At 48.3% G+C, this 26,809-nt stretch carries 28 protein-coding genes; 18 read left to right on the top strand and 10 right to left on the bottom strand.

Annotated elements, in window-relative coordinates:
* Window positions 1-151: 151 nt before the first annotated feature.
* Both LACZS1_RS03455 and ndk read left to right on the top strand, forming a co-directional pair.
* Window positions 152-2,500, top strand: coding sequence for a cation-translocating P-type ATPase (locus LACZS1_RS03455; RefSeq protein WP_070650404.1), 2,349 nt, complete (start codon window positions 152-154; stop codon window positions 2,498-2,500).
* An 88-nt stretch (window positions 2,501-2,588) separates the two neighbouring features.
* A complete protein-coding gene (gene ndk, locus LACZS1_RS03450) occupies window positions 2,589-3,029 on the top strand; it encodes a nucleoside-diphosphate kinase (RefSeq protein WP_010493645.1) in 441 nt (146 codons plus the stop codon).
* A gap of 104 nt (window positions 3,030-3,133) precedes the next feature.
* Here the strand turns inward: ndk and LACZS1_RS03445 are convergent, their stop codons facing one another.
* A complete protein-coding gene (locus LACZS1_RS03445) occupies window positions 3,134-3,484 on the bottom strand; it encodes a hypothetical protein (protein WP_010493644.1) in 351 nt (116 codons plus the stop codon).
* A gap of 135 nt (window positions 3,485-3,619) precedes the next feature.
* Between LACZS1_RS03445 and pepF the strand changes: the two genes are divergently transcribed.
* Window positions 3,620-5,434: an oligoendopeptidase F gene (gene pepF / locus LACZS1_RS03440; protein ID WP_070650405.1), complete on the top strand. Its 1,815-nt coding sequence runs from the start codon at window positions 3,620-3,622 to the stop codon at window positions 5,432-5,434.
* Between the two features lie 68 nt (window positions 5,435-5,502).
* On the opposite strand, the gene LACZS1_RS03435 is transcribed toward pepF, so the two are convergent.
* On the bottom strand, window positions 5,503-7,086 hold the full coding sequence (locus tag LACZS1_RS03435) for an ATP-binding cassette domain-containing protein (protein ID WP_070650406.1): 1,584 nt from the start codon (window positions 7,084-7,086) through the stop codon (window positions 5,503-5,505).
* A gap of 114 nt (window positions 7,087-7,200) precedes the next feature.
* On the opposite strand from LACZS1_RS03435, the gene LACZS1_RS03430 reads away from it, so the two are divergent.
* Window positions 7,201-8,175, top strand: a complete 975-nt coding sequence (locus LACZS1_RS03430; RefSeq protein ID WP_070650407.1) for a helix-turn-helix domain-containing protein — start codon at window positions 7,201-7,203, stop codon at window positions 8,173-8,175.
* A gap of 24 nt (window positions 8,176-8,199) precedes the next feature.
* On the opposite strand, the gene LACZS1_RS03425 is transcribed toward LACZS1_RS03430, so the two are convergent.
* Window positions 8,200-8,709, bottom strand: coding sequence for a flavodoxin domain-containing protein (locus tag LACZS1_RS03425; RefSeq protein ID WP_070650408.1), 510 nt, complete (start codon window positions 8,707-8,709; stop codon window positions 8,200-8,202).
* A 362-nt stretch (window positions 8,710-9,071) separates the two neighbouring features.
* Between LACZS1_RS03425 and LACZS1_RS03420 the strand changes: the two genes are divergently transcribed.
* Together LACZS1_RS03420 and LACZS1_RS03415 are read left to right on the top strand one after the other, a co-directional pair.
* Window positions 9,072-10,304, top strand: coding sequence for an IS110 family RNA-guided transposase (locus tag LACZS1_RS03420; protein ID WP_070650064.1), 1,233 nt, complete (start codon window positions 9,072-9,074; stop codon window positions 10,302-10,304).
* 351 nt (window positions 10,305-10,655) lie between these two features.
* Complete coding sequence (locus tag LACZS1_RS03415; protein WP_070650288.1) at window positions 10,656-11,153, top strand: thiol peroxidase; 498 nt, start codon at window positions 10,656-10,658, stop codon at window positions 11,151-11,153.
* Window positions 11,154-11,212: 59 nt separating this feature from the next.
* Here the strand turns inward: LACZS1_RS03415 and LACZS1_RS03410 are convergent, their stop codons facing one another.
* Together LACZS1_RS03410 and LACZS1_RS03405 are read right to left on the bottom strand one after the other, a co-directional pair.
* Window positions 11,213-12,199, bottom strand: coding sequence for an AEC family transporter (locus tag LACZS1_RS03410; RefSeq protein ID WP_070650287.1), 987 nt, complete (start codon window positions 12,197-12,199; stop codon window positions 11,213-11,215).
* 4 nt (window positions 12,200-12,203) lie between these two features.
* Window positions 12,204-13,871, bottom strand: a complete 1,668-nt coding sequence (locus LACZS1_RS03405) for a malolactic enzyme (protein ID WP_070650286.1) — start codon at window positions 13,869-13,871, stop codon at window positions 12,204-12,206.
* A gap of 350 nt (window positions 13,872-14,221) precedes the next feature.
* Between LACZS1_RS03405 and LACZS1_RS03400 the strand changes: the two genes are divergently transcribed.
* Complete coding sequence (locus LACZS1_RS03400) at window positions 14,222-15,106, top strand: LysR family transcriptional regulator (protein ID WP_010493636.1); 885 nt, start codon at window positions 14,222-14,224, stop codon at window positions 15,104-15,106.
* A 79-nt stretch (window positions 15,107-15,185) separates the two neighbouring features.
* Here the strand turns inward: LACZS1_RS03400 and LACZS1_RS03395 are convergent, their stop codons facing one another.
* Window positions 15,186-16,121, bottom strand: a complete 936-nt coding sequence (locus LACZS1_RS03395) for a magnesium transporter CorA family protein (RefSeq protein ID WP_070650285.1) — start codon at window positions 16,119-16,121, stop codon at window positions 15,186-15,188.
* Window positions 16,122-16,204: 83 nt separating this feature from the next.
* Here LACZS1_RS03395 and LACZS1_RS03390 point away from each other — a divergent pair, with 83 nt between their 5' ends.
* The 6 genes from LACZS1_RS03390 (at window position 16,205) to LACZS1_RS03365 (ending at window position 20,600) form a co-directional block, all read left to right on the top strand.
* Entirely contained in the window at window positions 16,205-16,561 is a 357-nt protein-coding gene (locus LACZS1_RS03390; protein WP_010493632.1) for a DUF488 domain-containing protein, read from the top strand.
* 7 nt (window positions 16,562-16,568) lie between these two features.
* The gene (locus LACZS1_RS03385) at window positions 16,569-17,129 is read left to right on the top strand and encodes a 5-formyltetrahydrofolate cyclo-ligase (protein ID WP_070650284.1); all 561 of its coding nucleotides are present in this window, start codon (window positions 16,569-16,571) and stop codon (window positions 17,127-17,129) included.
* A 190-nt stretch (window positions 17,130-17,319) separates the two neighbouring features.
* Window positions 17,320-18,261, top strand: a complete 942-nt coding sequence (locus LACZS1_RS03380; RefSeq protein WP_070650283.1) for a hypothetical protein — start codon at window positions 17,320-17,322, stop codon at window positions 18,259-18,261.
* 256 nt (window positions 18,262-18,517) lie between these two features.
* Window positions 18,518-19,135: a flavin reductase family protein gene (locus tag LACZS1_RS03375; protein WP_070650282.1), complete on the top strand. Its 618-nt coding sequence runs from the start codon at window positions 18,518-18,520 to the stop codon at window positions 19,133-19,135.
* 21 nt (window positions 19,136-19,156) lie between these two features.
* Window positions 19,157-20,104 (top strand): AEC family transporter, encoded by a 948-nt coding sequence (locus LACZS1_RS03370; RefSeq protein WP_070650281.1) that lies wholly within the window; start codon window positions 19,157-19,159, stop codon window positions 20,102-20,104.
* A 31-nt stretch (window positions 20,105-20,135) separates the two neighbouring features.
* Window positions 20,136-20,600, top strand: coding sequence for a hypothetical protein (locus LACZS1_RS03365; RefSeq protein WP_172493500.1), 465 nt, complete (start codon window positions 20,136-20,138; stop codon window positions 20,598-20,600).
* A 100-nt stretch (window positions 20,601-20,700) separates the two neighbouring features.
* Here LACZS1_RS03365 and lexA read toward each other — a convergent pair whose 3' ends face one another.
* Together lexA and LACZS1_RS03355 are read right to left on the bottom strand one after the other, a co-directional pair.
* Window positions 20,701-21,327 carry a transcriptional repressor LexA gene (lexA, locus tag LACZS1_RS03360; protein WP_010493617.1) on the bottom strand — a complete coding sequence of 209 codons (627 nt, stop codon included), beginning with the start codon at window positions 21,325-21,327 and terminating at the stop codon, window positions 20,701-20,703.
* Window positions 21,328-21,453: 126 nt separating this feature from the next.
* On the bottom strand, window positions 21,454-21,648 hold the full coding sequence (locus LACZS1_RS03355) for a hypothetical protein (protein ID WP_010493614.1): 195 nt from the start codon (window positions 21,646-21,648) through the stop codon (window positions 21,454-21,456).
* Between the two features lie 475 nt (window positions 21,649-22,123).
* Here LACZS1_RS03355 and LACZS1_RS03350 point away from each other — a divergent pair, with 475 nt between their 5' ends.
* Window positions 22,124-23,290, top strand: coding sequence for an AI-2E family transporter (locus tag LACZS1_RS03350; protein WP_070650279.1), 1,167 nt, complete (start codon window positions 22,124-22,126; stop codon window positions 23,288-23,290).
* Entirely contained in the window at window positions 23,283-23,762 is a 480-nt protein-coding gene (locus LACZS1_RS03345) for a hypothetical protein (protein WP_010493607.1), read from the top strand. Before LACZS1_RS03350 ends, LACZS1_RS03345 begins: the two co-directional genes overlap by 8 nt.
* 90 nt (window positions 23,763-23,852) lie before the next feature.
* Here LACZS1_RS03345 and LACZS1_RS03340 read toward each other — a convergent pair whose 3' ends face one another.
* On the bottom strand, window positions 23,853-24,215 hold the full coding sequence (locus LACZS1_RS03340) for a hypothetical protein (protein ID WP_010493605.1): 363 nt from the start codon (window positions 24,213-24,215) through the stop codon (window positions 23,853-23,855).
* 263 nt (window positions 24,216-24,478) lie between these two features.
* Here LACZS1_RS03340 and LACZS1_RS03335 point away from each other — a divergent pair, with 263 nt between their 5' ends.
* Window positions 24,479-25,504 (top strand): zinc-binding alcohol dehydrogenase family protein, encoded by a 1,026-nt coding sequence (locus LACZS1_RS03335; RefSeq protein ID WP_070650278.1) that lies wholly within the window; start codon window positions 24,479-24,481, stop codon window positions 25,502-25,504.
* A 41-nt stretch (window positions 25,505-25,545) separates the two neighbouring features.
* On the opposite strand, the gene LACZS1_RS03330 is transcribed toward LACZS1_RS03335, so the two are convergent.
* Entirely contained in the window at window positions 25,546-25,845 is a 300-nt protein-coding gene (locus tag LACZS1_RS03330; protein ID WP_010493601.1) for a hypothetical protein, read from the bottom strand.
* 153 nt (window positions 25,846-25,998) lie between these two features.
* Here LACZS1_RS03330 and LACZS1_RS03325 point away from each other — a divergent pair, with 153 nt between their 5' ends.
* On the top strand, window positions 25,999-26,304 hold the full coding sequence (locus LACZS1_RS03325) for a SemiSWEET family transporter (RefSeq protein WP_010493599.1): 306 nt from the start codon (window positions 25,999-26,001) through the stop codon (window positions 26,302-26,304).
* 172 nt (window positions 26,305-26,476) lie between these two features.
* Window positions 26,477-26,797, top strand: coding sequence for a PadR family transcriptional regulator (locus tag LACZS1_RS03320; protein WP_070650277.1), 321 nt, complete (start codon window positions 26,477-26,479; stop codon window positions 26,795-26,797).
* Window positions 26,798-26,809: the final 12 nt, after the last annotated feature.

Genomic DNA, 26,809 nt, shown 5'->3' with positions numbered 1-26,809 from the left:
CTGTCATTTAACCTTTATTATGACGGTTGCCGCGAGCTCAGACAATAGCATATGGCCAGCAGAACTTCAAAGATTCGTAAAAACAAGTGTGATATTCGGCATCTGGTTGCATAGATTGGTAAAATAAATGAAAAGAATTGGAGGGCATGCGATGGCAGCGCAAAACATTTCACCTGATCAAGGTTTATCGGCACAACAGGTTCAGCAACGGTTTGACAGCGGTCAGCACAACCTTCCGCTCAAGCCGTTGACTCGTTCCATTAGCCAGATTATCCAAGTCAACACGTTTACTTTATTTAATTTGGTCAATGTTGTTCTGGGCGCGCTCATCATCACCACCGGTAGCTACAAAAACCTGTTATTCCTTGGCGTGGCCATCATCAACACTGCCATTGGTACCATTCAGGAAATTCAAGCAAAGCGGCAGATCGATAAAATGTCCATCCTCGCCGCTGCTCATGCCACCGTCATTCGTGACGGCCAGCGCCAAAAAATCGATCTCGAGCAACTGGTCATGGACGATATGGTGCTTCTCAAACGCGGCGATCAAATTCCGGTTGACGGTACCGTTGTTGCCACCAACGGGCTTGAAAGCGATGAAAGCCCGCTGACTGGTGAGTCGCGGCCGATCACCAAAAAAGTGGGCGATCCGTTGCTTTCCGGTGCCTTTGTGGTTTCCGGACAAGCTACCATGCAAGTGACCGCTGTCGGCAAAGATACCTTTGCCGCTAAACTTTCTTTGGAAGCCAAAGCCGAAAAAGCCGGTCAAAGTCAATTACTGGCAACAATCAATCGCATCATTCGGGTTTTAACCTACGTGCTTATCCCGATCGGTATCATTCTTTTTTCCGTTTCCATGATTCGCCGCGGCAATTATAATCGGGCTATTTTAACCACCAGTGCGGCCATGATTGGGATGATTCCGGAAGGTTTGGTGTTGCTGACCAATGTGGCGTTAGCTGTTTCTGCCCGCAACCTGGCCGTCAAACGCGTGCTGGTTCGGGCCTTACCTGCCATCGAAGCCTTGGCGCGTGTCGATACGATTTGCCTGGATAAAACCGGCACCATCACCAGCGGAAAACTTAAAGTTGCCAACACATTGCCGGCAACTGGCCACAACGCCGAAGATGTCACTAGTGCTGCGGCAGCCATCGTGTATGCCCTCAATGATGATAACGAAACCGCCTTAGCCATCAAAGCCGCAATCGGCGCTGACGCCAACCAGCAGGTCACGCAAACCATGCCGTTTTCATCTGCGCGTAAATGGTCAGGTGCCGTGGTTGACGGACGTGCTTTATTTATGGGCGCCCCGCAGTTTACTTTTGGCGACCAGCTGCCTGCGAACATTGCGACCCAAATCAAACAGGCCGCTTCAAACGGTTACCGCGTGCTGGCGGTGGGAACTGCCAAAACGCTTGCTCAGCCGCTTGTGAACCCGGAGTTGCTCGGGCTCATTTTGATCACCGATGAACTGCGTCCGACTGCCATTAATACGTTTGATTTCTTCAAGAGTCAAGGCGTGGCATTAAAAGTGATCTCCGGTGATGACCCGATCACGGTCGCCAATATTGCCAAACAGGCACACCTTGAAGGCGCCGATCGCAGTGTCGACATGAGTACGATCGCTGCGGATGCCACTGAAGTCGACTTTCAGGCTTTGGTCAAGCAATACAACGTTTTTGGCCGCGTCACCCCGGATCAAAAGAAGCAGCTCATTATGGCTTACCAAGCATTAGGCCATACCGTTGCGATGACCGGTGATGGGGTCAATGACGTCCTTGCTTTGCGCCAAAGTGACTGCAGCATTGCCATGGCTTCCGGTGCCGATGCTGCCAGCTCGATTGCTGATTTCGTTTTACTAGATTCTAATTTCGATGCTATGACCGGTGTGCTCAACGAAGGCCGCCGCGTTATTAACAACATCGAACGGGTGGCATCGATGTATCTGGTCAAAACCATGTACTCCGTCATCTTGGCCACCATTTTCGTCTTCCTGCCACTCGACTATCCCATCGTACCGATTAACCTCACACCGGTTTCGGCCATCGGCGTTGCCATCCCTTCCTTCTTCCTGACGCTAGAGCCTAACTTTGAGCGCGTCACCGGGCAATTCATGCAAAAAGTCATGACCGTTGCCGCGCCAGCCGCTATCAGCGTGGTTATCTACACTTTGTTGCTAACTTGGATGGAGTCGTTCCTGAACCTCAGCTTCGACACCACCTCAACAATGGTCGCGATGTTGATCGGCACAATTTCCCTTAATGTGTTACTGGTCGTTGCCCGTCCCTTCAATCGGCTCAAGGTCGGATTGCTGGCTGGTTTAAGCGCTGCGTTATTCCTGGTATTCTTCATTTTCAACCATGTCTTTTCGCTCGCCAGCTTGTGGCAGTGGCAGCTAGCATTGATTTATGTACCTCTCATGGTCTCGACTGTACCGTTTTATCTGCTCATCCAGGAATTCCTTGGTCGGCGAGTGTTATCAAAAATCAATTGGCGCTAGACAAAAATTCCATCCGCCATTTGGTTTGACTCGTGTATACTGAATTTGGATGAATTTTCTGAAAATATTTAGGAATCGAGGCACACGCATGGCAGAGGAACAAACTTTAGTTTTGGTCAAACCCGATGGCGTCGCGAATGGGCACATTGGTGAGGTCATTACCCGCATTGAGCGGCGCGGCTTTACCATTGAGGCCTTAAAAATCACTCAGGCAACAACCGCCCAATTGCATCAGCATTACGCGGCACTTGTCGACAAACCTTTTTTCCCAAAAGTTGAACGGTTTATGACCAGCGGCCCGCTTGTGGCCATGGTTGTCAGTGGCTTTAATGTCATTGAGGCCGTTCGAAAAATGACGGGCGCAACTAATCCGGGAGACGCTGCACCAGGCACGATTCGCGGCGATTTTGGCCGGGAATGGGCCGACCAAACCATCCGCAACGTGATTCACAGCTCCGATAGTGAAGAAAGCGCACGGCGGGAAATCCCGATTTGGTTTGCCGATAAGCAATACGCGCCTAAATCATAATCACCGGGCGGGTACATAACTAATAATCGGAAAAAACCGCGGTACGATCTTTGTAACGATCGCACCGCGGCTTTTTTATGCCAACATGTTAACGGCAAGCAAATTTAATAATACGTACGCCGATTGCCAAAATTAAGCTTGGCAATAATCGTATTCGGCTCCGTCTGATCCGGTGACTGGATCCACAAGCCACGCGAAGCCAGTTCCTTAAACAAGTAGTTCGCCGCAGCAATTTCTTCAGCAGCAGGATCATCAATCGTCGCCCCTGCCTGATGGGCTTGGGCAATAGCGTCGTCAACGGACAATACCACTGTGTCGGCAAAGGTCGTTTCCAAAGTCGCGTATAATTGTCCCAGTTTATCGTCAAGATAGGTCTCTAAAGCTTTGAAAAAATCCGCATGGTCGGCTTTTCGATCAAAGTAGCGCGCCACTAGCTGATTGTTGTCGATACCCATTCATAACACATCCTTTTTATATAATTCTACCATGAGCAGTTAGCCGAAAGAAATAATCGGTTCAACAGGAGGCCGACACGCACCTTAAGCGCGATCAATGCTATACTTTAGCCACCATGTGAAGGAGGCTTTTATATGAGCGAAACTGAGTTACCTAAACGCGAGGCGGTTGATCCGAAGCTGACTTGGGATCTAACCCCGATTTTTCATGACGACTTTGCTTACGATGAAGCGGTCAAACAGGTCCGGGCCCTAACCAAGGATTTTGTCCGCATGTATCAGGGAAAATTGACGGAACCGGCCGTGATTGTCGATGCGTTGGCCGACTATGGCACGATTGTGGCCCTCGATAGCAAAATTGCCCACTGGGGATTCATGCCGTATTCGACTGATACCACCGACCCCAAATTGCGCGAACGCCAGGCACAAGTTACCGCACTGGGCGGCGAAATTGGCGGTCAATTGAGCTTCTTTCAAGCCGAGCTCACCCAGTTATCCGAAACTGTGCTTGACGCCGTGGTCGACAAGGCACCTGACTATGCTGGCTTCATTCGCCAAATCAAAGTGGCCAAGAAAGGCGCCTTGCCGCCTGCTGCCGAAAAGGTGTTAGCGGAATTGTCCCCGGTTTTTCAGGCACCCAGCAACATTCGCGACCAAACGATTTTCGGCGATATGGACTTCGGCACGTTTACGGCTCACGGTAAAACCTACCCACTTTCGTTCGTGATGTACGAAGAGAATTACCAAAAGCATCCCGACACGGAAATCCGGCGCGCAGCATACGCCCAGTTTAACAAGACTCTACGCCGCTATGAAAATACCATGGCTGCCGGTTACTTAGCACAAGTGACCCGCGAAAAAATTACGGCAACCATGCGCGGTTACGATTCCGTCATCGATTACCTGCTCGCTGACCAGGAAATCAATCGGGAAATGTTTAACCGCCAAATCGATGTGATCATGCAAGATCTAGCACCCATTATGCGCAAATATGTAACCCACGTTAAAACGCTTTGGGGACTGGATCACATCGGTTATACCGATTTACAAATCGACATTGACCCTAGTTATGCACCAACCATCACCTTGGAACAGGCGCAGGAAATGGTCAAAAACGCGACGGCGTTGATGGGCAAAGATTATCAGGATCAGATGATGCAAGCGTTCACGGATCACTGGATTGATTTTCCCGCCAATCAAGGTAAAGACTCAGGCGCGTACACGGCCGGGCCTTACGGTGTCCATCCATATGTTGAAATGACCTGGAGTAACACGCTGCCAGCAGTGTACACGCTGATTCACGAGCTGGGACACACGGCGCAAATGGTCCGCTCGCAGCAAGCGCACAATGTTCTTGATGCGGATTTCAATGATTACTTAGTCGAGAGTCCTTCGACTTTCAATGAATTATTATTGACCCACTATTTGGAAGAAACTGCCAAAGACCCGCGGATGAAGCGATTTGCTTTGTCACGCTTGTTGAATGACACCTATTTCCACAACTTTGTCACCCACTTGCTTGAAGCGGCTTTTCAACGTGAGGTTTATACGCTGATCGATAAGGGCGAAAGCTTTGATGCTGCGCGCCTTGATGCAATCAAGCGCAAAGTATTGACCGATTTCTGGGGCCCGGCTGTCGAGCTTGAAGAAGGCGCTGAGCTGACTTGGATGCGGCAAAGCCACTACTACATGGGGCTGTACTCATATTCCTACTCTGCCGGTTTGACCGTGGCCACTCAGGCTTTTCAAGCTATTGAGCAGCAAGGTCAGCCTGCTGTTGACCGCTGGCTCCGGTATCTGAGCCTGGGCGATTCACTCGATCCTACCGCCGCAGCCCGCGTTGCCGGCGTCGATGTCACCACGGATGCTGCCCTGAAACACGCTATCAGTTTCTTAGGTGATACGGTGGATGAAGTCGTGGCTTTGAGTAAGGAAATCGGCCAGGATTAGTCATAGAACTATGCAAAAACCGCATCTTTTTTCGGAGATGCGGTTTTTTGATGGATTAGACAATCAACTCAAGCATCTGTATCAAGTCGTATCACCTGATCATATTTTTGCTGCCACGATTTGCTGATGTGATGGGCAACCTCGATTAACGTTGCCGGTCCCTGTAGCAAACGTGCGTGCAGTTGATCGCTTAACGCTTCATCTAGTGCAGAGGTCACCTCATCAGCTAACAGAATTGGTCGGTGCCGTAATAACGCCCGGGCAATTTCGAGCCGTTGAATCTGGCCGCCTGACAGATTATGCCCACCGTCGCCAACCTGATAGTCCCAACCTTTTTGCGCAATCAAGGTTGTGAGCCCCGCGTCAGCCACCGCTTTGTCTAAGTCGGCCTGCGAAAATCGACCGCCTAACGTTAGGTTAAAACGGATCGTATCATCGAACATAAAAGGTGATTGCTTGATCAAGCCGAACAATCGGCTTAATTTTCCACGAGTTTCGTCAGTAATTTGTGTGTCCCCGAGCCAGTATTGGCCGGCAGATAACGGTAATTCACCCGCCAATAATCGCAACAAAGTCGATTTGCCATAGCCGGACGGTGCCATGATCAAAACCTTTTGGCCAGGCATGATCGTCAGATTTCGGTCATCAAGAATTTTCTGGTTACCAATGACCACTGAAGCATCTTTTAGCCGAATCGTCCCGCTCGTCAGGTCGCCATCAGTGGATGAATGAGGCCTTGGCGCTGCTTGGTGGACTTTTGCGACCAGCGGCTTTGTCGTCTGCCATTTGTTTAACGCCTCAATCATCATGATCAAAGGGTTGCGCATGTCATTTGACAGCTGCACGATCCCCATAAATAAAGCCAAAGTTGAAGCGCCTGCCATGACGCGATAGATGCCAACGCCAAATGGCAAAAGAACGCCAAACCAAAGTGCCAGCAACATCCCTAAAACGTTCATGTTACCCGTCAGGATCGTCAAACTTTTCAACTGGTCTTCCAGTCCCCTTGCCAGTCGGCCGATTCTTGTTTTGACCACTGCCTGTGCCTGATAAATTCTGATCGTGTCCCTGCCTGCCAAATAATTCTTAATGCCGGTGGTCCAGCGGCTATTCGCGGTCGACCAGTCTGCTGAAGCGGTGTGCAATGCGCCTTGAGCAACTCGCGCCACCGCTAGCGGCACCAAATTGCCAATGAAAAAGGCCAAAGCCGTCATCCAGTCAAATGCGAACGCCCCGATCATGGCGCCAGCAAACACAATAATTTGGTTAATGATGGTCAGTTCACTGGTAATCCCATTGGTTTCGATCATTTTCAAGTCGTTCGTCATAAACGATAACGCAGACGTCTGGGTGGTCGCTAAATCTGCATCGTCAACTAAGTAAGCCGCCATCGTTGCTTTAATTTGTAAATTGACCTCACGCGTGATCGCGGCTTGTAAGTACATCACCAGCCAAGCAGCCGCTGATGCGCCAAAAAAGATCACGACACTCGGCCCAACCGCATGCCAGAGTTGCGCCAAAGACCGAGCCGATGCCGCTTGAATGAGCATCGTCAAACAAAATGCGACGCCGACATTCATCAGGCTATAAAATAAAGCAGCACCGGTATACATCACCAATTGCCATTTGCGGCCATATCGCCACGTTAACATATCAATCACTCCCATTACTTCGACTAACCGAGTCTGATCAGATGGCTTGTTGTCTAATATACGCAGGTATATGCTGGGAGATATGATAAATGTCATATATGAAAGGTGATCACCATGGAAATCGGTTCGCTCCTTCGCCAAATTCGCACGAATAAAGCCCTGACACTCGCTGACGTAGCTGATGAGGACATCAGCAGTTCTTACCTGTCAAAGGTTGAACGCGGCCAAAACGACATCACGGTCACTAAATTGATTCATTTGTTGCGCCGATTGGAAACCACCCCTGAAGAATTTTTATATCTTGCCACTAACGGCTTAAGTCTTGGTTACGGCGATCGCGATCGATTTCTGGAGACGTATTTTGGCAAAACCACGTCGATGTCGATTGACCCTAAAAAAATCCCGCAAATCATTAAAGCTTTAAAAAGCGAGGAAGAAAAAGCCCGAATCTTTTTTGAAAAGGCACCCTCACTAAAACATAAACTAGCCGTTAACGGGCGCGCGATTTTAGCTATTCTATTCCAATCACTATTTGTTGAGGATCGCCACGAGTTACCAGTGCGTCCCGATCTGACTCACGTTGCGGAACAATATTTGCAACGGTTAGATAATTGGGGTGAGTTAGATCTCTATTTTTTCATGCTCTTCAGCATCGCCATGCCGGCTTCCACACAACGCCGATTGTTAACCATTGCCATCAAGCGCAGTCATTACTATCGTCACTTTACCAACACCCCCTTACTATTACTCAACTTGCTGGAGAATCAGGTCATGTTGGAACTGACAAGGCAAGATACCAAAACCGCAGCGCATTATTTAGCCCAATTAGAAAAAGCGCTCGACAAACAGCCAAGCGCTGAGTTCGCTTTGTGGGCGCGATTTCACCAAGCGGAGTTATATGTTAGAAATGGCCAGCACAAGCAAGCCGCAACCTTGCTTGATCAAAATATCCAAATGGCCACCACGTTAAAGTTACGCGATCTAGCCGACATGTTTTCTTATGCCCGGCCGATCATTCTGAACGAGCCACCAACATCGGTGTATAAGTATTTTCACATTATGATTGGCACCCTTGAGGAAACTGCTTAAGCCATCCTTCGTATTTACCACGAATCAAATTTGAACGGCGCCATGCGTAAACGGACCGTTCAGTAAGCTGGTCACATCGGCAACTAGGGGCTGAATCGCCTCTTGAACGGCAGGATATGACTCGCTTCCCCAGTGCTTTAACGCGCGGATCGCTCGCAACCGCCGGAGAAAATTCATTTGACTGAGTTTGGGATAGCCTTGCACATAATAAAAACTGGTTACTGGGCACTCATGCATGAGCTGATATTGTTTAATTTGCTGACAGTTCACATTGTCACGCCGAACCACGCCGCTGCCAAACACAATGACCATCTCAGGCATCATGGATTTAAATTGGCGGAAAAATGATTTCAACCCGAGTACCTTATTTCCCACAAGGTGCCCGCCGTAAATAATCAAGGTGCGGTTTTTTAAGTCCGAGGCTGTCAAAAACTGCACATCAATCACTTCGCAATGTAAGGTTTGCGCAATACTCAAGGCAAACCGTTGGGTAAAACCGGTTTCGGAAGTATAAACGACTAATGTTTGCTGCATCTGGCATCCCTCCTCGTATATTTAAATTACAACCAAGTTCTTGGATAGCTCCGTACTTGGATGTTGCGTGATATTCTCTAGTTGTTCATTGGATTTGGGTCCAACTGGTATAGGCTTTTCCCTCCTGTTGCTAGCTATTGCTAGACTTCACCCCGAGACTGCCGCCCAGATGAATCGAACAAGCACAAACCACAAGCTGCGGGGGCTGGAGATCAGTTCGGTGACTCGCGTTTCACCGAGCAGCTACTGATCCTCAGACAGACTGCTCATACTGCGAGGAAGTACTGTAGGTTCATAATTAGGGAATATCGCGCAGCGCCCAAGCCTATCCATAAATCAGAACAGAAAGGAGGTCCAATTCGATGAACTTGAATGTTGGTATTGATGTTTCAAAAGCAAAGCTTGATTACTGTGGCTTGGATTCTGCCAAGAAGGTTATTTTCCAGGACAAGACCACGAATACCCCTGACGGGGCCGGCCAAATTGAGAAATTAATCCTGGAATGGGCTAAACGCCAAGATGATTCACTAAAGATCGTGATTGGCATGGAAGCCACCTCGGTGTACAACATCCACCCCACACTTTACTTTGAACAAAGCTCAGCGCTCAGTGCGTTGGATGCCACTGTCGTCACGTTGAACCCCAAGATGACTCATCGTTACAGCCAATTGTTTGATGACGACAAGACTGATACCATTGATGCCTTCCACATCGCAGACTTTCTGCGCATTGGCCGGTATCAAGTGCCAGTGACCCGCGACGAGAAACACATTGCCTTACAGCGGCTCACCCGCGAACGGTATCACATCGTCAAACAAATTACAGATGGCAAAAACCACTTCCTCAACAATCTGTACTTCCGATTGAACACACTGGAAGCTGAGCTACCGACTTCTGTGTTCGGAAACACGATGATGACGGTGCTTAGCGGTGAAAAGTACACACTGGACGAAATCGCTCAGATGCCCTTACAGACGCTTACTCAAGATCTTAACCAATTGTCCCACGGTCGCTTTGGTGACCCAGAGGCGATCGCTAAGGCCTTACAAAAAGCCATCCGTAGCTCTTATCGCTTGAGCAAGACGGTTGCCGATTCTGTTGACCAGGTCATGGCGATTTACATCAACCAGATCCGGATGTTACAAAAGCAACTAAAAGCCCTAGACAAGAGCATCACCGACCTGTGTGCCGTCATTGATGGCTCACAGTCAACGCAAAGTATTCCAGGCGTTGGCCCAGTCTACTCGGCTGGACTACTGGCTGAAATTGGTCAGATTGAACGGTTTCCGAGTGAAGCTAGTTTGGCAAGCTATGCCGGACTGGTTTGGCGCAGAAGTCAATCCGGAAACGGTGAGCGGCAACTAACGCCGCGCACGCATAACGGCGATCAGTACTTACGCTATTACCTAATTGAAGCTGCCAACTCGGTAAGAGCGCATGATCCCACATTTGCCAGATTTTACGACAAGAAATACCGGGAGGTGCCAAAATATCAACACCGACGTGCTTGTGTCATGACTGCAAGAAAGCTGGTACGCGTGATCTATGCATTACTTAAAAACCACGAGTTGTATAAACCAGCCAAAGCGGTCTAGCGCGCCAAGCGTCAAGTTAGGGCTTTAGATTCACCTAAAGAAATTACTAAATCCCTGGGCTGGGGGAAGTATACCCTCTGAAAAATGAAACAAGTCTAGATAATTTGAATCACTCCCTTGACTTCAGACCACAAGTCTCGAACGCGTGAACGTTAATATGCATTATTACGGTTGGAATATCTCCGTTAATTTAAGCTTACATAAATATTTATATTAGCGTCAATGTATATGCTGATAAATTTGCGCCAATTAAGTTGTGTCCGTGTCGCTTATCCTCTAAGCATGATACACTGACTGTGTTGTCCTAAATCTCACCTGTTTCCATCGTATACACGTAAAGGAGCGTTTTTTATGGAAATAACCCGACACGGCACGGTCATCACGACCAATGGCAATCCAACGTCACTAGGCGAAAAACTACCGGCATTTACAGTCACCGATGCCAAGGGACAGCCGGTTAAGACTAGTGATCTCAGTCACCGCCTGACATTAATCAGTGTTGTTCCCGACATCAACACACGGGTCTGCAGCATCTCAACCAAACATTTTAACCAGGATATGGATGAATTTGACGATGTTGATTTTTATACGATTTCAACCAACACCCCGCAAGAACAACAATCCTGGTGCGCGGCGGAAAATGTGACGAAAATGCAGCTGCTTTCCGACCAGAATGCTAATTTTGGCAAAGCGATGGGTTTATTCGTTGCCGACAACCACACCGATGCCCGCAGCGTTTGGATCATTGACGGCAACGGTACGGTTAAATATCGCGAACTCATCACCGAACAAACACATGAGCCTGATTACACCAGCGCCTTAGCTTATTTAGAAGCGCATCAAGCTTAATTTTGGGCAGAAAAAAAGAGCCGTTGCGGGCTCTTTTTTCTTATCCTAAGATGTCATGCTTATGCCAGTCCCTGAACCAGCATCATCAAAATCGGAACAACAATCACAAACAGGACTGTCGAAGTCGTCACAACGTTGGTGGCATACTTCACGTCGGCGTGGGCTTCTGTTGCCAAAATCGGCAGTACGGCAAGACCAGGTGCAGCCGCCTGAATGATCAGGGTTTGCGCTTCGAGACTTGGCACATTGAAGCCAGCCTTCATGCCCAACAGAATCAGCCCGGTGATCAATGCCGGGGCGATGACGAATCGGCCAATCAGAGCCACGATGGTATCGCGGTCAAACCGAATCGCTTTCAAGCCGGCATCAGCCAAAATAATCCCGATATAAATCAGCGATAGCGGTGTCACCAGACTACCAACGTAATTTAATGTGTTAACCGCAAATCCTAGCCAACCAACATGAATGAACGGAATTTTCAGCAACAGGAAGACTAAGGCAACCAAGAAACCAACCAGTGGCGCGGGCAACAATTTCTTCCAGTTAAAACCGGCGCCGCTTTTATCTGCCTTTTCCTGCGTCGGGTCATCCCATGCCATGATAAAGGCGCCGACTGTCCAGGTTGAGACCGTGTTCACCACGTAATACATCAGGAAGTACGGCACCGCTTTGTCACCAAACAGCGCAAGGTTCAGCGGTAACCCGATGAAAATGGTATTGGCATTCACAAACATGTTGATAAACGTCCCACGACGGCCTGGCTGAACTTTAAGCAGCCACACCAGTAAAAAGGCGATCAGATAGCCCAGAATCACGGCACCAAAGCCATAAACCAACCCTGATGACAGGCTTACCAGCTTATCGAGGGTCAATCGTTGCAAGACAGAGATAAAGATTGACGCCGGCAGGGCAATTTTCATCAACAAGTCAGAAATAGTTTTCCCAAACTGATCATCAAACCGCCCTTGCCGCCGCAAGACATAACCCAAGGCAATCAGTAAAACGATGGTCAGCACGCTTTGAATCGATGTACTTAATGCAGTCACGGTTTTATTCCTCCAAGTCTAGTTCGAGTGAATTCGGCAGTGGCCGATATTCCGGTTTCCAAGTCATGTCAGCAACAGCCTGCTTGGCATCGCTGATCGGTTGTTGATTCAACCCATTTTTGATGGCGTCTTCCGCAACCGCAATTGCGACCGTTTGGCTAAATTGATCCAGTTTCGAAACTGGTGGCAAAACCGCGGCGCCTGGCTGATCAGGATCCACAATGCCGCCTAAGCTATGCGCTGCGGCAGAAATCATTGAGTCCGTGAGCAGTTTGGCCGTGGATGCAATCGTGCCTAAACCTAATCCCGGATAAACCAACGCGTTATTAGCCTGGCCAATCGCATAACTGACACCCTTATACGAAACATTTGCGGCTGGAACGCCAGTGGCAATCAATCCCCGGCCATCTGTCCATTTGATCAAATCTTCCGCCTTGGCCTCAGCCAGTTTGGTTGGGTTTGATAATGGGAAAATAATCGGCCGCTCGGTGTGCGCAGCCATTTCCTTCACAATGCTTTCGGTGAAGGTGCCGGGAACCGTTGAAGTGCCGACCATCACGGTTGGATGCACAGCTTTGACAACTGCCTCAAGCGTCGTGAGCTCATCCGCATTGGCAAATTCACTGCGCGAGCGGGCAAACGGCTTTTGCTCCGGGGTTAAATCGGTCATGTCATCAAACAATAAGCCCTGCTTGTCGACCAGATAAAAATGCTTCTTAGCCTCTTCAGGACTCAATCCTTCTTCAATAAACGCTTCATACACGCGCGACGTAATGCCGGCGCCTGCTGTTCCGGCCCCAAAGCTCAAATAAATTTGATCGGTTAGTTTTTGCTTGGAAATATTCATGGCGCCCAAAAGTCCGGCTAACACAATGATGCCCGTGCCCTGTATATCGTCATTGAAGGTCGTGATTTTATCTTTATATTGATTCAAAATGTCAGCGGCGTTACTGCGGCCAAAGTCTTCAAAATGCAGATACAAATTCGGGAATAACTTCTCGGCAGTTGCAACAAATTTGTCCACAAACTGGTGATACTTTTCCCCGTATACCCGTTTATGGCGATTGCCCAGATAAAGCTCATCATTCAGTAACGCTTCATTATTGGTGCCGACATCCAAGACAACGGGCAGAACCTGACTTGGATCGATGCCGGCTGCGGCGGTATAAACCATTAGTTTACCCACAGAAATGTCAACACCTTGAGTACCCCAGTCACCAATGCCGAGAATGCCTTCAGCATCACTGACCACTAACAACCGAATATCGCGGCCATCAGCACTATGCTTCAACGCACTTTCGATGTGATCCGGATCATCGATCGAAAGATAAGTGGCGTTTTGCGGATTCACAAACAGCGCACTGTAATTTTCAATCGTGTCAGCAATCGTCGGATCATAAACGATCGGCATGAATTCGTTAATGTGCTCGGAAAAAAGCTTATAGAATAGCACATGATTTTCGTTAAACAAGGTCATCAAAAACTGCCGCTTGGCTAAATCGGTCGGCTTTGTCTGCAATTGTGCATACGCCTGCTTGACTTGTTGATCCAATGTCTGGACAGCTGGTGGCAACAGGCCGTTTAAGCCATATTGGTCCCGTTCTTCTTGCGTAAAGGCCGTTCCTTTATTTAAAAAGGGATTATTTAATATTTGTTCTGGTGTATATTTCAAATTCAACACTCCTCTTTTGTGTTAAACATGGGCCAACTCTTTTTAGCCGGCTCGCGCTAATATGCCGTGAAGCAAACACAACTTTTAATTACAAGACCAGACATTACGCCGCGTCCAATCTTATAGTCAAACTTGGCAGGAGTGATAAAATATTTTTATATGCTTTCATGATTATTATTTTCTTTACGTTAACGTGCGTCGGCTCACGCTCACATTAACGCGTTCGCAGTCGCAGAAATCTCCGTGTAAGGACCTCAAACCTAAATGGCCACAGCCCAGCCATTTAGGTTTGAGGCCACTTACACTCCGATTTCTAAGCGCTCCTGCTCACGCTCACAGGAGGTTTACATGTGAACACCAGAGACTTTGAATATTTTCTCGAACTTACCGATACCCGTAACTTTTCGCAAACGGCCGAAAAGTTTGCGGTTAGTCAACCGACCATCACTGCGGCGATCAAACGGCTGGAGGATCATTTTCAGGCACAGTTGATCATTCGTGACCGCCGTCATCATGAAATCAGTGTGACGCCGGCTGGTGAACAGCTTGCCAGTCACGCCGCGATTATTCTGCATCAGTTGGATTTGGCCAAGCAGGACATTGCCTGGGATCAGAAAAGCAAGATTCGCTTCGGTCTGCCACCGATTATTGGCAGTTATCTGTTTCCAAAAATTGCGGTCGACTTGATTGCTGCCGGACTGATGCCGCAACTGGAAACATTTGAAGCCGGGTCAGCCGCACTTCTTGATCAAATCAAAGACGGCAATCTCGATTTTGCCTTACTGGGTGCCAGCGGTCCGTTGGTCGATCCCGACCTGCACGTCATCCAAATCGATACGGCGCCGTTTGTCATCATTACCGCCGAAAATGACCCCTTGGCCCAACAAACACACGTCCCCTTCGCAACACTTGCTGATCGGCAGTTTATCACCTTGAGCGAAGGTTTCGTCCATACCCGGGCATTTTCCTGGTTTCAACAGCAACACACCTTCACGCCGAAAGTGGTTTATCGCACCAGTGACGTTCTGCTGTTAAAACGCTTGGTCACCCAGAACGTAGGCATCGGCTTTTTAACCAAAGTCGCCATTCAGCCTGACGATCATCTCGCATCGCTCAAAATCGACGACCCCAAACAGCCGGCCTTCACCATCTCGTTTGTCTATCGCCAGGATCGCGTCTTGACACCCACCATGAACCGCTTTGCGCAGATTCTGAGCACGCCAAAAGTGGTTTAGACTTCAAACAAGTAAAAACGGCCGAAAAGAAAGTTGCCTTCCTTCGACCGTTTTTGCTTACCGAAAAGTCTTCGCTCAATTAAAAATAATCCTTCCGCCATAACCACCAAGCAGCGATTCCGCACAAGACCGCCGTACCGCCAATTAACCACCAGAACGCCCAATAGGCATTGGCAAATGGCAGGCGGACATTCATGCCGTAAATGCCGCCGACAATCGTAGGAATCGTTAAAATAATGGTCAGGCTGGTCAAAACCTTCATGATGAGGTTCAAGTTATTTGAAACGATCGCACTAACAGTGGTTGAATACTGATCCAGTAACTTGTTGGTAATCCGGACCATCGTCTGCGCCTCGACGACCTCGACTTCGACATCATGTAGCCGGCGAAGGTAACCATTGGTGTTGAAAAAGCGTTCGCCTGCCCGTAAGCTTTTCAACAAGTTTCCGGAATGATCAAGCGCCGCATCAAAGAACACTAGACTTTTCTGCATCGCCATGAGCTGATAAAGCTGCGTGTTTTTAGCGGCTTTGCCTAAACTGCCTTCAATCTGTTTCGTTTCATCATTTAACTTGTCCATATCGATCACAAATTGGTGTAAAACCCGCCACAGCACTTCTAGCGCAAATTCTTCCGGCTTGGGTGAAAGCTTCTGCTCCGCCAAGTCGTCAAACGCCTGCAAGGGATGGTCCATGATCGTAATGACCCGATCGGCTAACAAAATCATGGTCAGCGGCACTGTATTAAATTGGCGGAACCCCATCTCGTTCGTCATCTCAATCGGGTAACGCAGCACGATTAACCCGGGAACGTCATCAGCGGGATTCAATCCTTCGACCCGGGCATTTTCATGTTGGTCAAGTGCCGCGTCCACGTACGTTTTGGGCAAGCCATACTTGGTGGCCAGTGTTTGCAACTCCTGCGGCAACGGCGACTGAACCCGAATCCAGTTGGCTTGATCATCCGTCGCCACCTGCACATTGCGTTGCTTTTGAATTTGATAGCACGTAATCATGTTGACACCTCTTTTGACTAGTATACCGTATCGCTATTTGAACATTCACGACTTGTCAAAACTGGTATGATAATTATGAGGTGATGATTTTGAAAGTAACACTCGAACGCATCTATCAAAAACCCCAAGCAAGCGGCTTCCGTGTCCTCGTTGATCGGGTTTGGCCGCGGGGCATCAGTAAAGTCAACGCTGCCTTAGATTTGTGGGCCAAAACCATTGCGCCGACAGCAGAATTACGAAAATGGTTTGGCCACGATCCAGAAAAGTACCCCGAATTCAAAAAGCGTTACTTAGCGGAACTTGCTGCTAATCCTGATTTGCCGGATTTCATCAAGACGCTAAAAGCGCATGAACAGGATCCGATTATCATGTTATACGGTGCCAAAGACGAGACCCATAACCAAGCCGTTGTTTTAAGCGAATTTCTTAAAGATAAGTGAGGTTCCCATGGCCACAAAAGCCGAATTCCGCACCCGCCAGCTTAAACGCCTTCAGGAAGCTGCCGCTGAAACCCAGGCAGCTAGCGAAACACTAATGGCGACTTTAATCAAGACAACCGTCTGGCAACAGGCCAAAAGCATCGGCATCACGGTCAGCGGCCCTTTTGAAGTCGCCACAGCGCCGATCATTGCTGCGGCACATGCTGCTGCTAAAGCCGTTTTCTTACCGCGCGTCATGCCAAAACGCCAGATGGTCTTTCTGCCAGATCCCGGCCATGAGCACCTCGTCAAAAGTGCTTTTGGTATTCCCGAACCTGCCTACCAAGCCGACTTGGTTGAGCCGGCTCCGGATCTTTTAATTGTGCCCGGAATCGGCTTCTCATTGGCAGACAGATATCGTATCGGTTTTGGCGGCGGCTACTATGATCGCTTTTTAGCCGAATATTCCGGCCACACCTTAACACTGGTTCCGCCAGTCATGGCCTTTCCGCAGCCTGATTGGCCAGTTGATCCGTTTGATGTCCCGATTGAAACCTTAATACTGGCTAACGGGGACATGATTAGGTAACAATTGTATTAATCGATTGGCTGAGCGGCATTTGCCTGCACTTGATATCAAGTGGCTGGCAGTTTCGTTTTAACCAGTCAAAAGGCGCCAAGCAAGTTGCTTGCCGGCAGCCTTTTTAATTCTGCTTGTGTTTCAAACCTGCTTACCCTAATATTGGGGAAAGGCTTTCACCATATTTCAGGAGGCAATCATGCGACGTGAACGTATTCGAAAGAATCGAAGGAGGCTTTACCTCATATTAACCGGCATTGGTGCGGTCGTTATTTTCATTGGCGTTTTCGTTTGGCTGGTGTTGCGCGGCGCCAAGGTTCAAGGACCGACAGCTTCGTCTTCCGCCACCAGCATTTCCATTTCATCAACGGTCACCAGTTCATTTAAAAGCGGCACTTACACCGCTTCCGGGGACGTCACCGACACCAACGGCGACCACCACGATCTGACGGTTTATGTGAAGTTAACGTCATCCAAAACCTATACCCGTTTAATGATTTTTGATGCGGGAAACCAACCGCGCATTATTAACGATACTGGCGACATCAAACAGAAAAAAGGCAAGTTAACGCTCAGTTCGGCGCACGCTAATGTTTACAAGTATGCCAGCGCGAAAACTTATAAGCACAATCAGCCGACAACAACGGTTGAATATGCCGCAGAAGGGGCAACTGGCACTGTTCATGATTACACCACAGCCTTGAAGAAGGAACTCAACAACACGATTACCTTAAAGGGCAAAACACCGCACAATTATCGTTACCTAACAACCAGCCTGCCGTTACAACGCTCAAAGAAGAAGCTTCTCAGCCTCGATGATTTCAAGACAAAGCAGACTGCTTCAAGTTCTGAGTCAAGCTCAACGACGAGTGAAACGTCAACTTATCAGCCATCGCAATACAGCGAACCATCTTCAAGAGTTTCAGTAACGCCAACACCGTCTACTGCGCCGAGCGTGGAAAGTGAACACAGCCAAGGCAATAGTACCGGACAGTCCAATGGTAGTACTGGTAATAATGGCACATCAAATAATAATGGTACTGAAAATAATAGCCAACCAACGCCGAGCAGCCAAGCCAGTAGCCAGGCACCATCCCCGACTCAGCCAGCTAGTTCTTCCACCGGCAACAGCAACTCCTAACAGGGGTACATTTCCTTCAACTGATTAACGAGCAATGTTTGGGATAATCTTCTCTAACATTGCTTTTTTATTGAACTTTTGGCTTTGAGGCACCGAGTACACACACCGCCAGCAGTCCTCGAATTGTCCCTAACCGAAGCAAGCGTTGCATGGCTTTGACGCCACCTCGCGCCTGCGCTAAACTTGCAGTCATGGCGTGCCTTTTAGGTTCCCCAGCATTTTCATGATTCTTATTCACCAGCCACCGGAGGCTATTATGATCAACTTATCTGCCAATAAGCTATCATCCCGCGAGCAATACAAACTGCTGTCTGGCAGCATCATTCCCCGCCCCATCGCGTGGATCACGACGCAAAGCACGGCCGGCGTCATCAACTTAGCGCCATTTTCATTTACAACCGGCATCTCTAATCAGTTGCCATTGCTATCCGTGTCCATTTTGCGTGATGGCGGGCAGCCAAAAGACACGGCGGCGAATCTTTTGGCCCGCCATGAAGCGGTCGTGCACATGGTGAGCATCGATCTCACCAAGGCGATGAATCAAACTGCCGCCCGCTTAACCCCGGATCAAAGCGAATTGAACCTGATTGATCTGCCACTGGTGGCCAGTACTGAAATTCAGGTGCCTGGGTTGCAAGCCGCGCGTATTCGCTTTGAAACGCAACTTTATCAATATGTACCGATTCGTGATCGTGCCGGGGTGATTATCACCGATCTCTTTATCCTGGAAATTCGACAGTTCCACTTTGCCGATACGGTGCTTGATTTGCCAAGCTTACACGTTAATCCTGCCGCTTTGGCACCGGTGGCCCGCCTCGCCGGTCCTACTTATGCCGAACTTGGTCAAACTTTTATGTTACGGCGGCCAAAATAATTTATAAGGAAGTGTTGGTATTTGACCGCATTTATCTCAAGCGTCTTTGGCGTTCTTGAAATTCTCATTTTGATCATTCTCGGCTATTTCCTTACTGCCCGCGGCTGGTTTAATAACCACTCAAGCAAGGTAATTGCCAAAGTTGTTACCCAAGTCGCTCTACCAGCTTATATGATCGTAACCATCGCATCGAAATTCACTGCCGGTATGCTGCTGCGGTTATTGCCAAACTTGTTGTTTCCGGTCTTGTCCATGATGATACTTTTCGCGTTATCCTTTTTAGTGTGTTACCTGTTAAAAGTTCCAAAGTCGCGAAAAGGCACATTTAAGTCCATGTTTTTCAACTCCAACACAGTTTTTATCGGCCTGCCGGTTAACCTAGCCTTGTTCGGTCCTCGCAGTTTGCCTTATGTCTTGGTCTATTACATGGCCAACACGACGATCTTTTGGACCATCGGCGTCTACCTTATTCAAGGCGATGGCCCCAAACCAGCCCGCTTTAATCTTAAAAAGGCTTTGGGGAAAGTTTTCTCCCCACCTTTACTGGGTTTCATGCTGGGAATTGTGTTAGTCTTGCTGAATATCAAGTTGCCGACTTTTTTGATGTCTGATCTGACTTATATCGGCGATTTGACGGTTCCGGGCTCCATGTTCTTTATCGGCATTGCCTTACACGAAGCTGGGTGGAGTCAACTGCGCCTCAGCAAGGAAGCACTCGGCATCTTCAGCGGCCGCTTCCTTTTTGCCCCACTGTTAATGACGGCACTGGTCGCCTTTGCGCCGGTTCCGACGCTGATGAAACAAATCTTCATCCTGCAATCCTGCATGCCGGTCATGACCAATGCGCCGGTGGTTGCCAAACTTTATGACGCCGATGCTGACTACGCTGCGATCATGGTCACGGAAACCACGCTTCTATCCATGATCGTCATCCCCATCGTCATGACCTGCATCCAATTCATTCACTAGGAGACCACCATTGAAAAAATTAGTTTGGCTCATGTTATTACTTATCCTGAGTGGTTGTTCTCAAGGCACGCCGACTGCCAAACCATCATCAACTCGATCAGCCACCAGTGAACGGACATCAAAGCCGGCAAAAACCCGGAAAAAAGCAAAAAAAGCTGCGCCTAAAGCAACCTTGTCCACGCTGGTCGGTCATGCGTTTGTCCAACAGGATGACCAAAAGAAAGCGATCCGCGTGTTGTCGTCAACCAGTGGCTATTACCTCGAAACATTGTCGAACCAAGATGGTGACTTTGAAAGTACAGATCAAGGTATTTTTGCGGCCCAACTGACTTTAAAGGGAAGGATTTTCACCTTCACCGGCAAAGCCCAACCACAGGCCGCCAGCAACACGGTTCAATTCCAACTTACTAAAAAGGGATTACTGAAACAGCTTCCGGATGGCCCATTTTACAAAAAGGTACCAAAAGACGATCTTGATCAGCTTAACCGTCCTTAATGGTAGCAACTGTCACCTCAACAAAAAAGCATTTGCCACGCACACTCAATTGAATGTGTGCGGCAAATGCTTTTTTAGCTTGGTCTATTATTACTGGCACTTATACAAGCGCAGGACGATACAAACTCACAACAATGCCGAGAATCGTCACATCCGGGAAAAACATGTCTTCCATATCATCATTTTCCGGATGAAGCCGGATGCCGTTCTTTTCTTTGTAAAAACGCTTGACGGTGGCTTCATCTTCTTCGGTCATTGCCACGACAATCTGCCCATTTTCGGCGTCGTTTTGCTTCTTCACAATAATCTGATCGCCATCAAGGATGCCGATCTTGATCATGGAACTGCCTTGAACCCGAAGCATGAACAGCTCATCGGCCGAGTATGGTAGGTCATCCGGCACCGGGAAATAGTCATCGATATTCTCAATGGCAGTAATCGGCACCCCGGCCGCAACGGTACCGACAATCGGAATACCTTCTGCCTGCACGCCGATAAAATCGCGCCCTGCTGCAGTCACTTCGATTGTTCGCGGCTTAGACGGGTCTTTAGCGATCAATCCGGCCGCCAGCAGTTTTTCTAAGTATGCTGCAACGGTACTGGAAGAACTAAGGCCAACTGATTTGCCGATCTCGCGAACTGTGGGTGGATACCCATGATCCTCGATCGCGTCATAGATGGTTTGTAAAATCTGTTTCCAACGTTTTTGACTCGCTTGTGTTGGCATCCGCTCACCGCTCCGTTCTCATTTGTTACACCAAGCATACCAAACCGAACGAACGTTTGCAATCATTTTCGCCGTCGTTACACGAAAAAATCCGCAGTCATCACGGCTGCGGATCATTTCATCAAATTAGTTATGCAATAATGGCATCTTATGCATCTGACGCCGATCACATCTGCTCTTGATGACTGCATAGAAGAAGCTTAGGAAAATATCCAGAGCCATCAACAAGATGCCGGCCGTCGCATAGTTGCTAAATAACAGCAATGTTGCGACCAGGGTCAGAGTTATTAATGTCCATTTAGCCCCGCGAAGTAAATTCATATGGGGTCACTCCTCTCCGTATCGGTAAAACCGACATTGACTCACCGTTTTGGTTGTGACTTTATCATACCTGATTTTTTTGATTTGTAAAGCTTTTGTATATGTAAAATTTACATTTGACGCCCTTATTTAGGCATTTTTAATATTTGTAACGGCTAATCGGTGTTTTTGTAAATTTATTGTAACGGCGCCGATACCTTCTTCGAACCATTTTAGTTAACCCTAGCCTCGAAAAATCATGGCTAGTCTAGTATCATTGTTATACGGAAGCATCCGACGTCTGGCGGGTAGAAACTTCGAAAAAAATGACTCACGTGCAATCAGCTGACTTGTAAAAAAACGGCAACTGCACGTCGAAGCTTTCTTGGTTTACCACAGATCTCATGCTCGACTTGTCGTCTTTTGTAAAGGTTACTAATGACACCGCTGATTAAATCGCGTCATAACCTTTAACGTCCTTAGAGGAGGATCGCCTGTGAAACGTACCGATTCATGGTTCTACCGCCGCTTCATCAACAACAAGTTCATGGTCTTCTTAATTGACCTGCTTTTGGCCCTGCTGGTTATTTTTGTTTTCACCAAAATTGCCTGGGTATTCCAGCCTGTGGTCGATTTTCTCGGTATCATCGCGCCACCGTTCATTTTCGCCGGCATTCTCTTCTATCTGACAGTTCCGATCATTAATCGCCTTGAAAAAACCGGGCTGCATCGCGGTTGGGCGATTGCGTTGCTCTTCGTCGTTTTGATCGGCCTTCTGGTCTGGGGACTGTTGCGTTTCCTTCCGGCGGTGAGCAACCAAATTACCAGCATTGTCGATTCGGCACCGCAAATTTTTACGGAAATCGGTAAATGGCTGGATGACTTGAATGATAAGCAAAATGTTTTATCGCAGCATGACCTCAACAACATCGCCAGTGAAGTCCAAACGTTCTTCACTGGCAAACAAGGTGCTTTCGTCACCGGTACCATCTCGCAGCTGCAAAATCTGATTGGCATTGTCGGCAATGTTGTCATCACGATTTCGACAGCACCGATCATTCTCTTCTTCATGCTTAAAGACGGCGACAAGTTCACGCCGATGGTGCTGCATATTATCCCCACCAAGTTACGTGGGTCCGTCAAACAGATGCTGCACGAGATGAACGAAAAAGTCGGTTCATATGTTCAGGGCCAAATCACGGTCGCGCTGTGCGTGGCCATCATGTTCATGATCGGTTACTCGGTGATTGGCTTGCGTTATGGCTTAATTTTCGGCTTGCTGGCTTGCCCATTGAACCTGATTCCTTATTTCGGGTCAGCGTTGGCAATGATCCCGCCACTTATCATGGGCGCGTTGACGTCGCCGAAAATGATTCTCGCGGTCATTATCGTTTTCTTCATTGAATGGTTAATTGAAACGCAACTTATTTCACCACTGGTCATGGGCAGCAAGCTTGAATTGCATCCCATTACAATCGTGGTGGTCTTGCTCACGGCCGGTAATCTCTTCGGTTTAGTCGGTGTCATCCTTGGCATTCCGGGTTTTGCCGTTTTGAAAATTGTCGTGACCCGATTCTTCAGTTGGTACCAGCAGGTTTCCGGTTTGTATGAAACCGACAGCCCGACTGATGACGTTGATCAAAAAGGAGTCTCTCATGAATAGTTTTAATGTCTTACTGATCGGCTTAGACATCGTGTTGATTGCCCTCGCTGGTTATTATCTATATTGGCAACACAAAATTAATTTTGCCTCACGCTATGCGGTTTCACAACTCGTTTGGGCGGTGTTGCTTGGCTTTTGGTTCATGACAACCCGCGTTAACAACATGCCGTATATCGTATTCATTTCAATCTTCCTGGTATTGTCCATTATGGCCGGAACAGGTGGCTTGGCCCCGACTCGGCTTATCGCAAACGGCTTGCTTGCCCGAGTCATTCCATACACCAACATGTCTAGTATCACGTTGACACCTGTCAGTCTGCCTAATGGCCAGGAATGGGTCGTCGCGGTTTTTGCCCTTAGTAAGCGACGCATGGTCCGGCTAACGTTTCAGGCAAGTCTTCAGAACCTGATGACCGAGTTAACCAAGGTATTACCCAAGACAGTACCAGTTACTGTGCAGCGAATGAACTAGTCGCAGTCTCATCATTGTTGGGCACTTAAAAAACGCTTCGGAAAATTTTCCGAAGCGTTTTTATCATTGATCAGCCAGGACAAAGCCCGTTTATTCATCTAATTTTCTAATGGCCAGCAGTGCGACCAGTGCTAATGCCAATCCAGCACCAGCAATCAACATCTGCCATGGCGTTGTCGTATCAAGGAAGAAGTAGTCAATGAGCGCCAACATCAGCGCCGCAAACAAAAGATCTACCCAGAATCGGCGCCACCGAGTTGTCGCCGCCGCATCCAAAAATAACGCAATACCAATCAAGGCAGCCAAAACAATGCCGAAACTAATCGTTGCAATGGTACCAATGACATCATCTGGCCGCATCGTATACCACGCGAAGAATGCAAAGCCTGCCGCTGCCAAAACCAAAACAACGATCAGGCCGATCAATTCACGCTTTGTACTCAATTTTTTCACGAGCTGCCTCCTTCGTCATTGAACGTGCTTTTTCATAAGAGCGTGAACCAGCCCGTTCAGAAACCGGAGTGTAAGTGGCCTCGGGCGTGATGGCCCGGGTTTGGCCATCGCACCCGAGGTTCTTACACGCAGGTTTCTGGGCTGGTGAACGCGTTTTCTACAATATCTTGCATATTTTACCAAACAACCACTGCATTTCCAACTCTCTTAATAAAAAGGTTACAATAGCAACAGATAACTGATCAAACGAAAGGACGATTCAGATGCCAAAAAACATTGCCATCGGCTTCACTGAAGGCCTACCCATTACTGAACCCAATAGTTTTCAAAGCTTCACCCTACCAGTACCGACACCGGAACCCAATGAAGTTATTGTACAAGTGGCTGGGGTCTCGGTTAATCCGGTTGACACCAAACGCCGCCAAACCGCACCACGACAAACAACACCACAGATTCTCGGGTACGATGCAGTCGGCACCATTACCCAAATCGGCTCCGCCGTCACTGCCTTCCACGTTGGCGATCGTGTCATCTATGCCGGAACTACCCGCAAGCCCGGCAGCGATCAACAATTTCAGGCTGTTGACGCCGATCTGATCGCTTTGGCGCCAAAACAAGCACCCACTGCTGACCTGGCAGCACTGCCGCTTGTCGGTTTGACCGCGTGGGAATTGCTTTTTGAAAAAATGGGCTTCATCCCGGAATATAATGCCAACAAAGGCCAGCACTTATTGATCATTAACGGCGCCGGTGGTGTCGGTTCGATGCTGAGTCAACTGGCGCGGTGGAGCGGTTTAAATGTTTTGGCAACTAGCAGTCCTAAAAACCATGACTGGTTGCGGGCTCATGGCGTTGCAACGCCACTTGATTATCATAAAGATCTTGTGAGTCAGGTTCACCATGCTGGCGTTCAAACCGTTGACGGCGTTGCCTTGCTTTATCATCCGGAGCCGTATCTGGCCACTGCCAGCCAGTTAATTCGCGCTTTTGGCCACATCGGCTGCATTGTCGGTCCCCAAAGCGGTCTTGATTTGGGCGTTGTCAAAGACAAAGCGGCCAGTTTTGACTACGAGTACATGTTTGCCAAAACCGACTTTGACTACCATGTTGCCACACAAGGTGCGATTCTAAGCAAGCTTTTGACGCTGTATCAAGACGGCCAGATCAAAGCTTCGGTGACCAAAGAATTTACCGGCATTAATGTTGCCAACCTAAAGGCCGCCACCCAACTTGTCGAGGCGGGTCATATGGTCGGCAAAGTCGTCTTAACCGGAACCTTCAGCGACTAAAACTAGTTTCAAAACGCTAGAAGGCATCAGTCAAAAGGCCACTACTTCCGGAACCCCAGTGCATGTTGCAACGCAATCTTGGCCCCTTCCGAGTTAAGTTGTCCCGGATCGTAAATAATGGAGCCATCGCCCATATAATAATGGAACCGTTGTAACACAGCGCGATTGCTAACAGTACGCAACCGCAATTCGTCATTAATCGCCGCCAATAGCTTTTCACTCCAAGACGCCGCCATCATTTCGGGAATATCCCGTTCGGTCACAAATCCTTTATCCATGATGGCATCGGCGCCTTCTTGTTTTTGCACGCGTGTGACCGTATCTGCTTCTTGTTCTGCCATGATGTTCCCTCATTTCGTTCATTTTCAGAAAAAAATCTAAAGCTGACAACCTAAGTCAGGCCGCCTATTTGATTCTATCACACGTTAATGCCTTCCTTGGTTTTCACGTTCGATCGTGTTACGGTTATTTTATTCCAAAAGGAGGCATTTTTGATGCAAGCTGACAATGGAAAATATCACAGTGGTATTGACCCCGTTAAAGCAAAGCGACTGAATCTCCTCAGCAGGCTGGCAACTTTTACCTGTATTTTAATGTATGTTTCGTACATTCCGGAAATCATGGCTAACTTTTCTGGAACACCGGTGAATCCGATTCAGCCGTTGGTGGCCATGATCAATGCCACCTTGTGGACCGGTTATGGCTGGATGAAACCAGCTAAAGACTGGCCCATCATCATTGCCAATGTACCCGGTATCCTGTTTGGCTTAATCACCTTTGTCACGGTTTTTGTCCACTAATCAAGTAAATCTGACGACACCTTCTTGATATGAAGGTGTTTTTTGCTTTACCTAATGGTTGCATCATGTTAATATTACTCCAACAGATGAAGTAATCAGTCAGCAAAATCAAGATCAGTCTCATCTGTATTCTCGCGCACACCAGTATAAAACTCGCAAAAGGAGGAGCGCCGTGATCAGTAGTGATGCCATGCGTGGTTACAACGACGCACTCGTCCTTGCCATTTTGCAACAAGGTGATTCCTATGGATACAAAATTGGCAAAGAAATCCGCGAGCGCACCCATGACCAGTATATGATTCGTGAAACCACGCTTTACGCCGCCTTTACTCGCTTGAGCAAAAACGGCTATATTGAATCTTATCCGGGTGATGTTACGAACGGTAAACCCCGCACTTATTATCGCATCACTCTCAGCGGCCGCGCTTTTCTTGCAGTTAAGGCCGAAGAATGGCATCAGGTTAAGCATGTGGTCGATTTATTTTTGAACTAATTGTTTGCCAAA

This window comes from Lacticaseibacillus zeae subsp. silagei, assembly GCF_030770335.1.
Classification (GTDB): Bacteria; Bacillota; Bacilli; order Lactobacillales; family Lactobacillaceae; genus Lacticaseibacillus; species Lacticaseibacillus zeae.
This window is presented reverse-complemented; position numbering and strand designations above follow the sequence as displayed.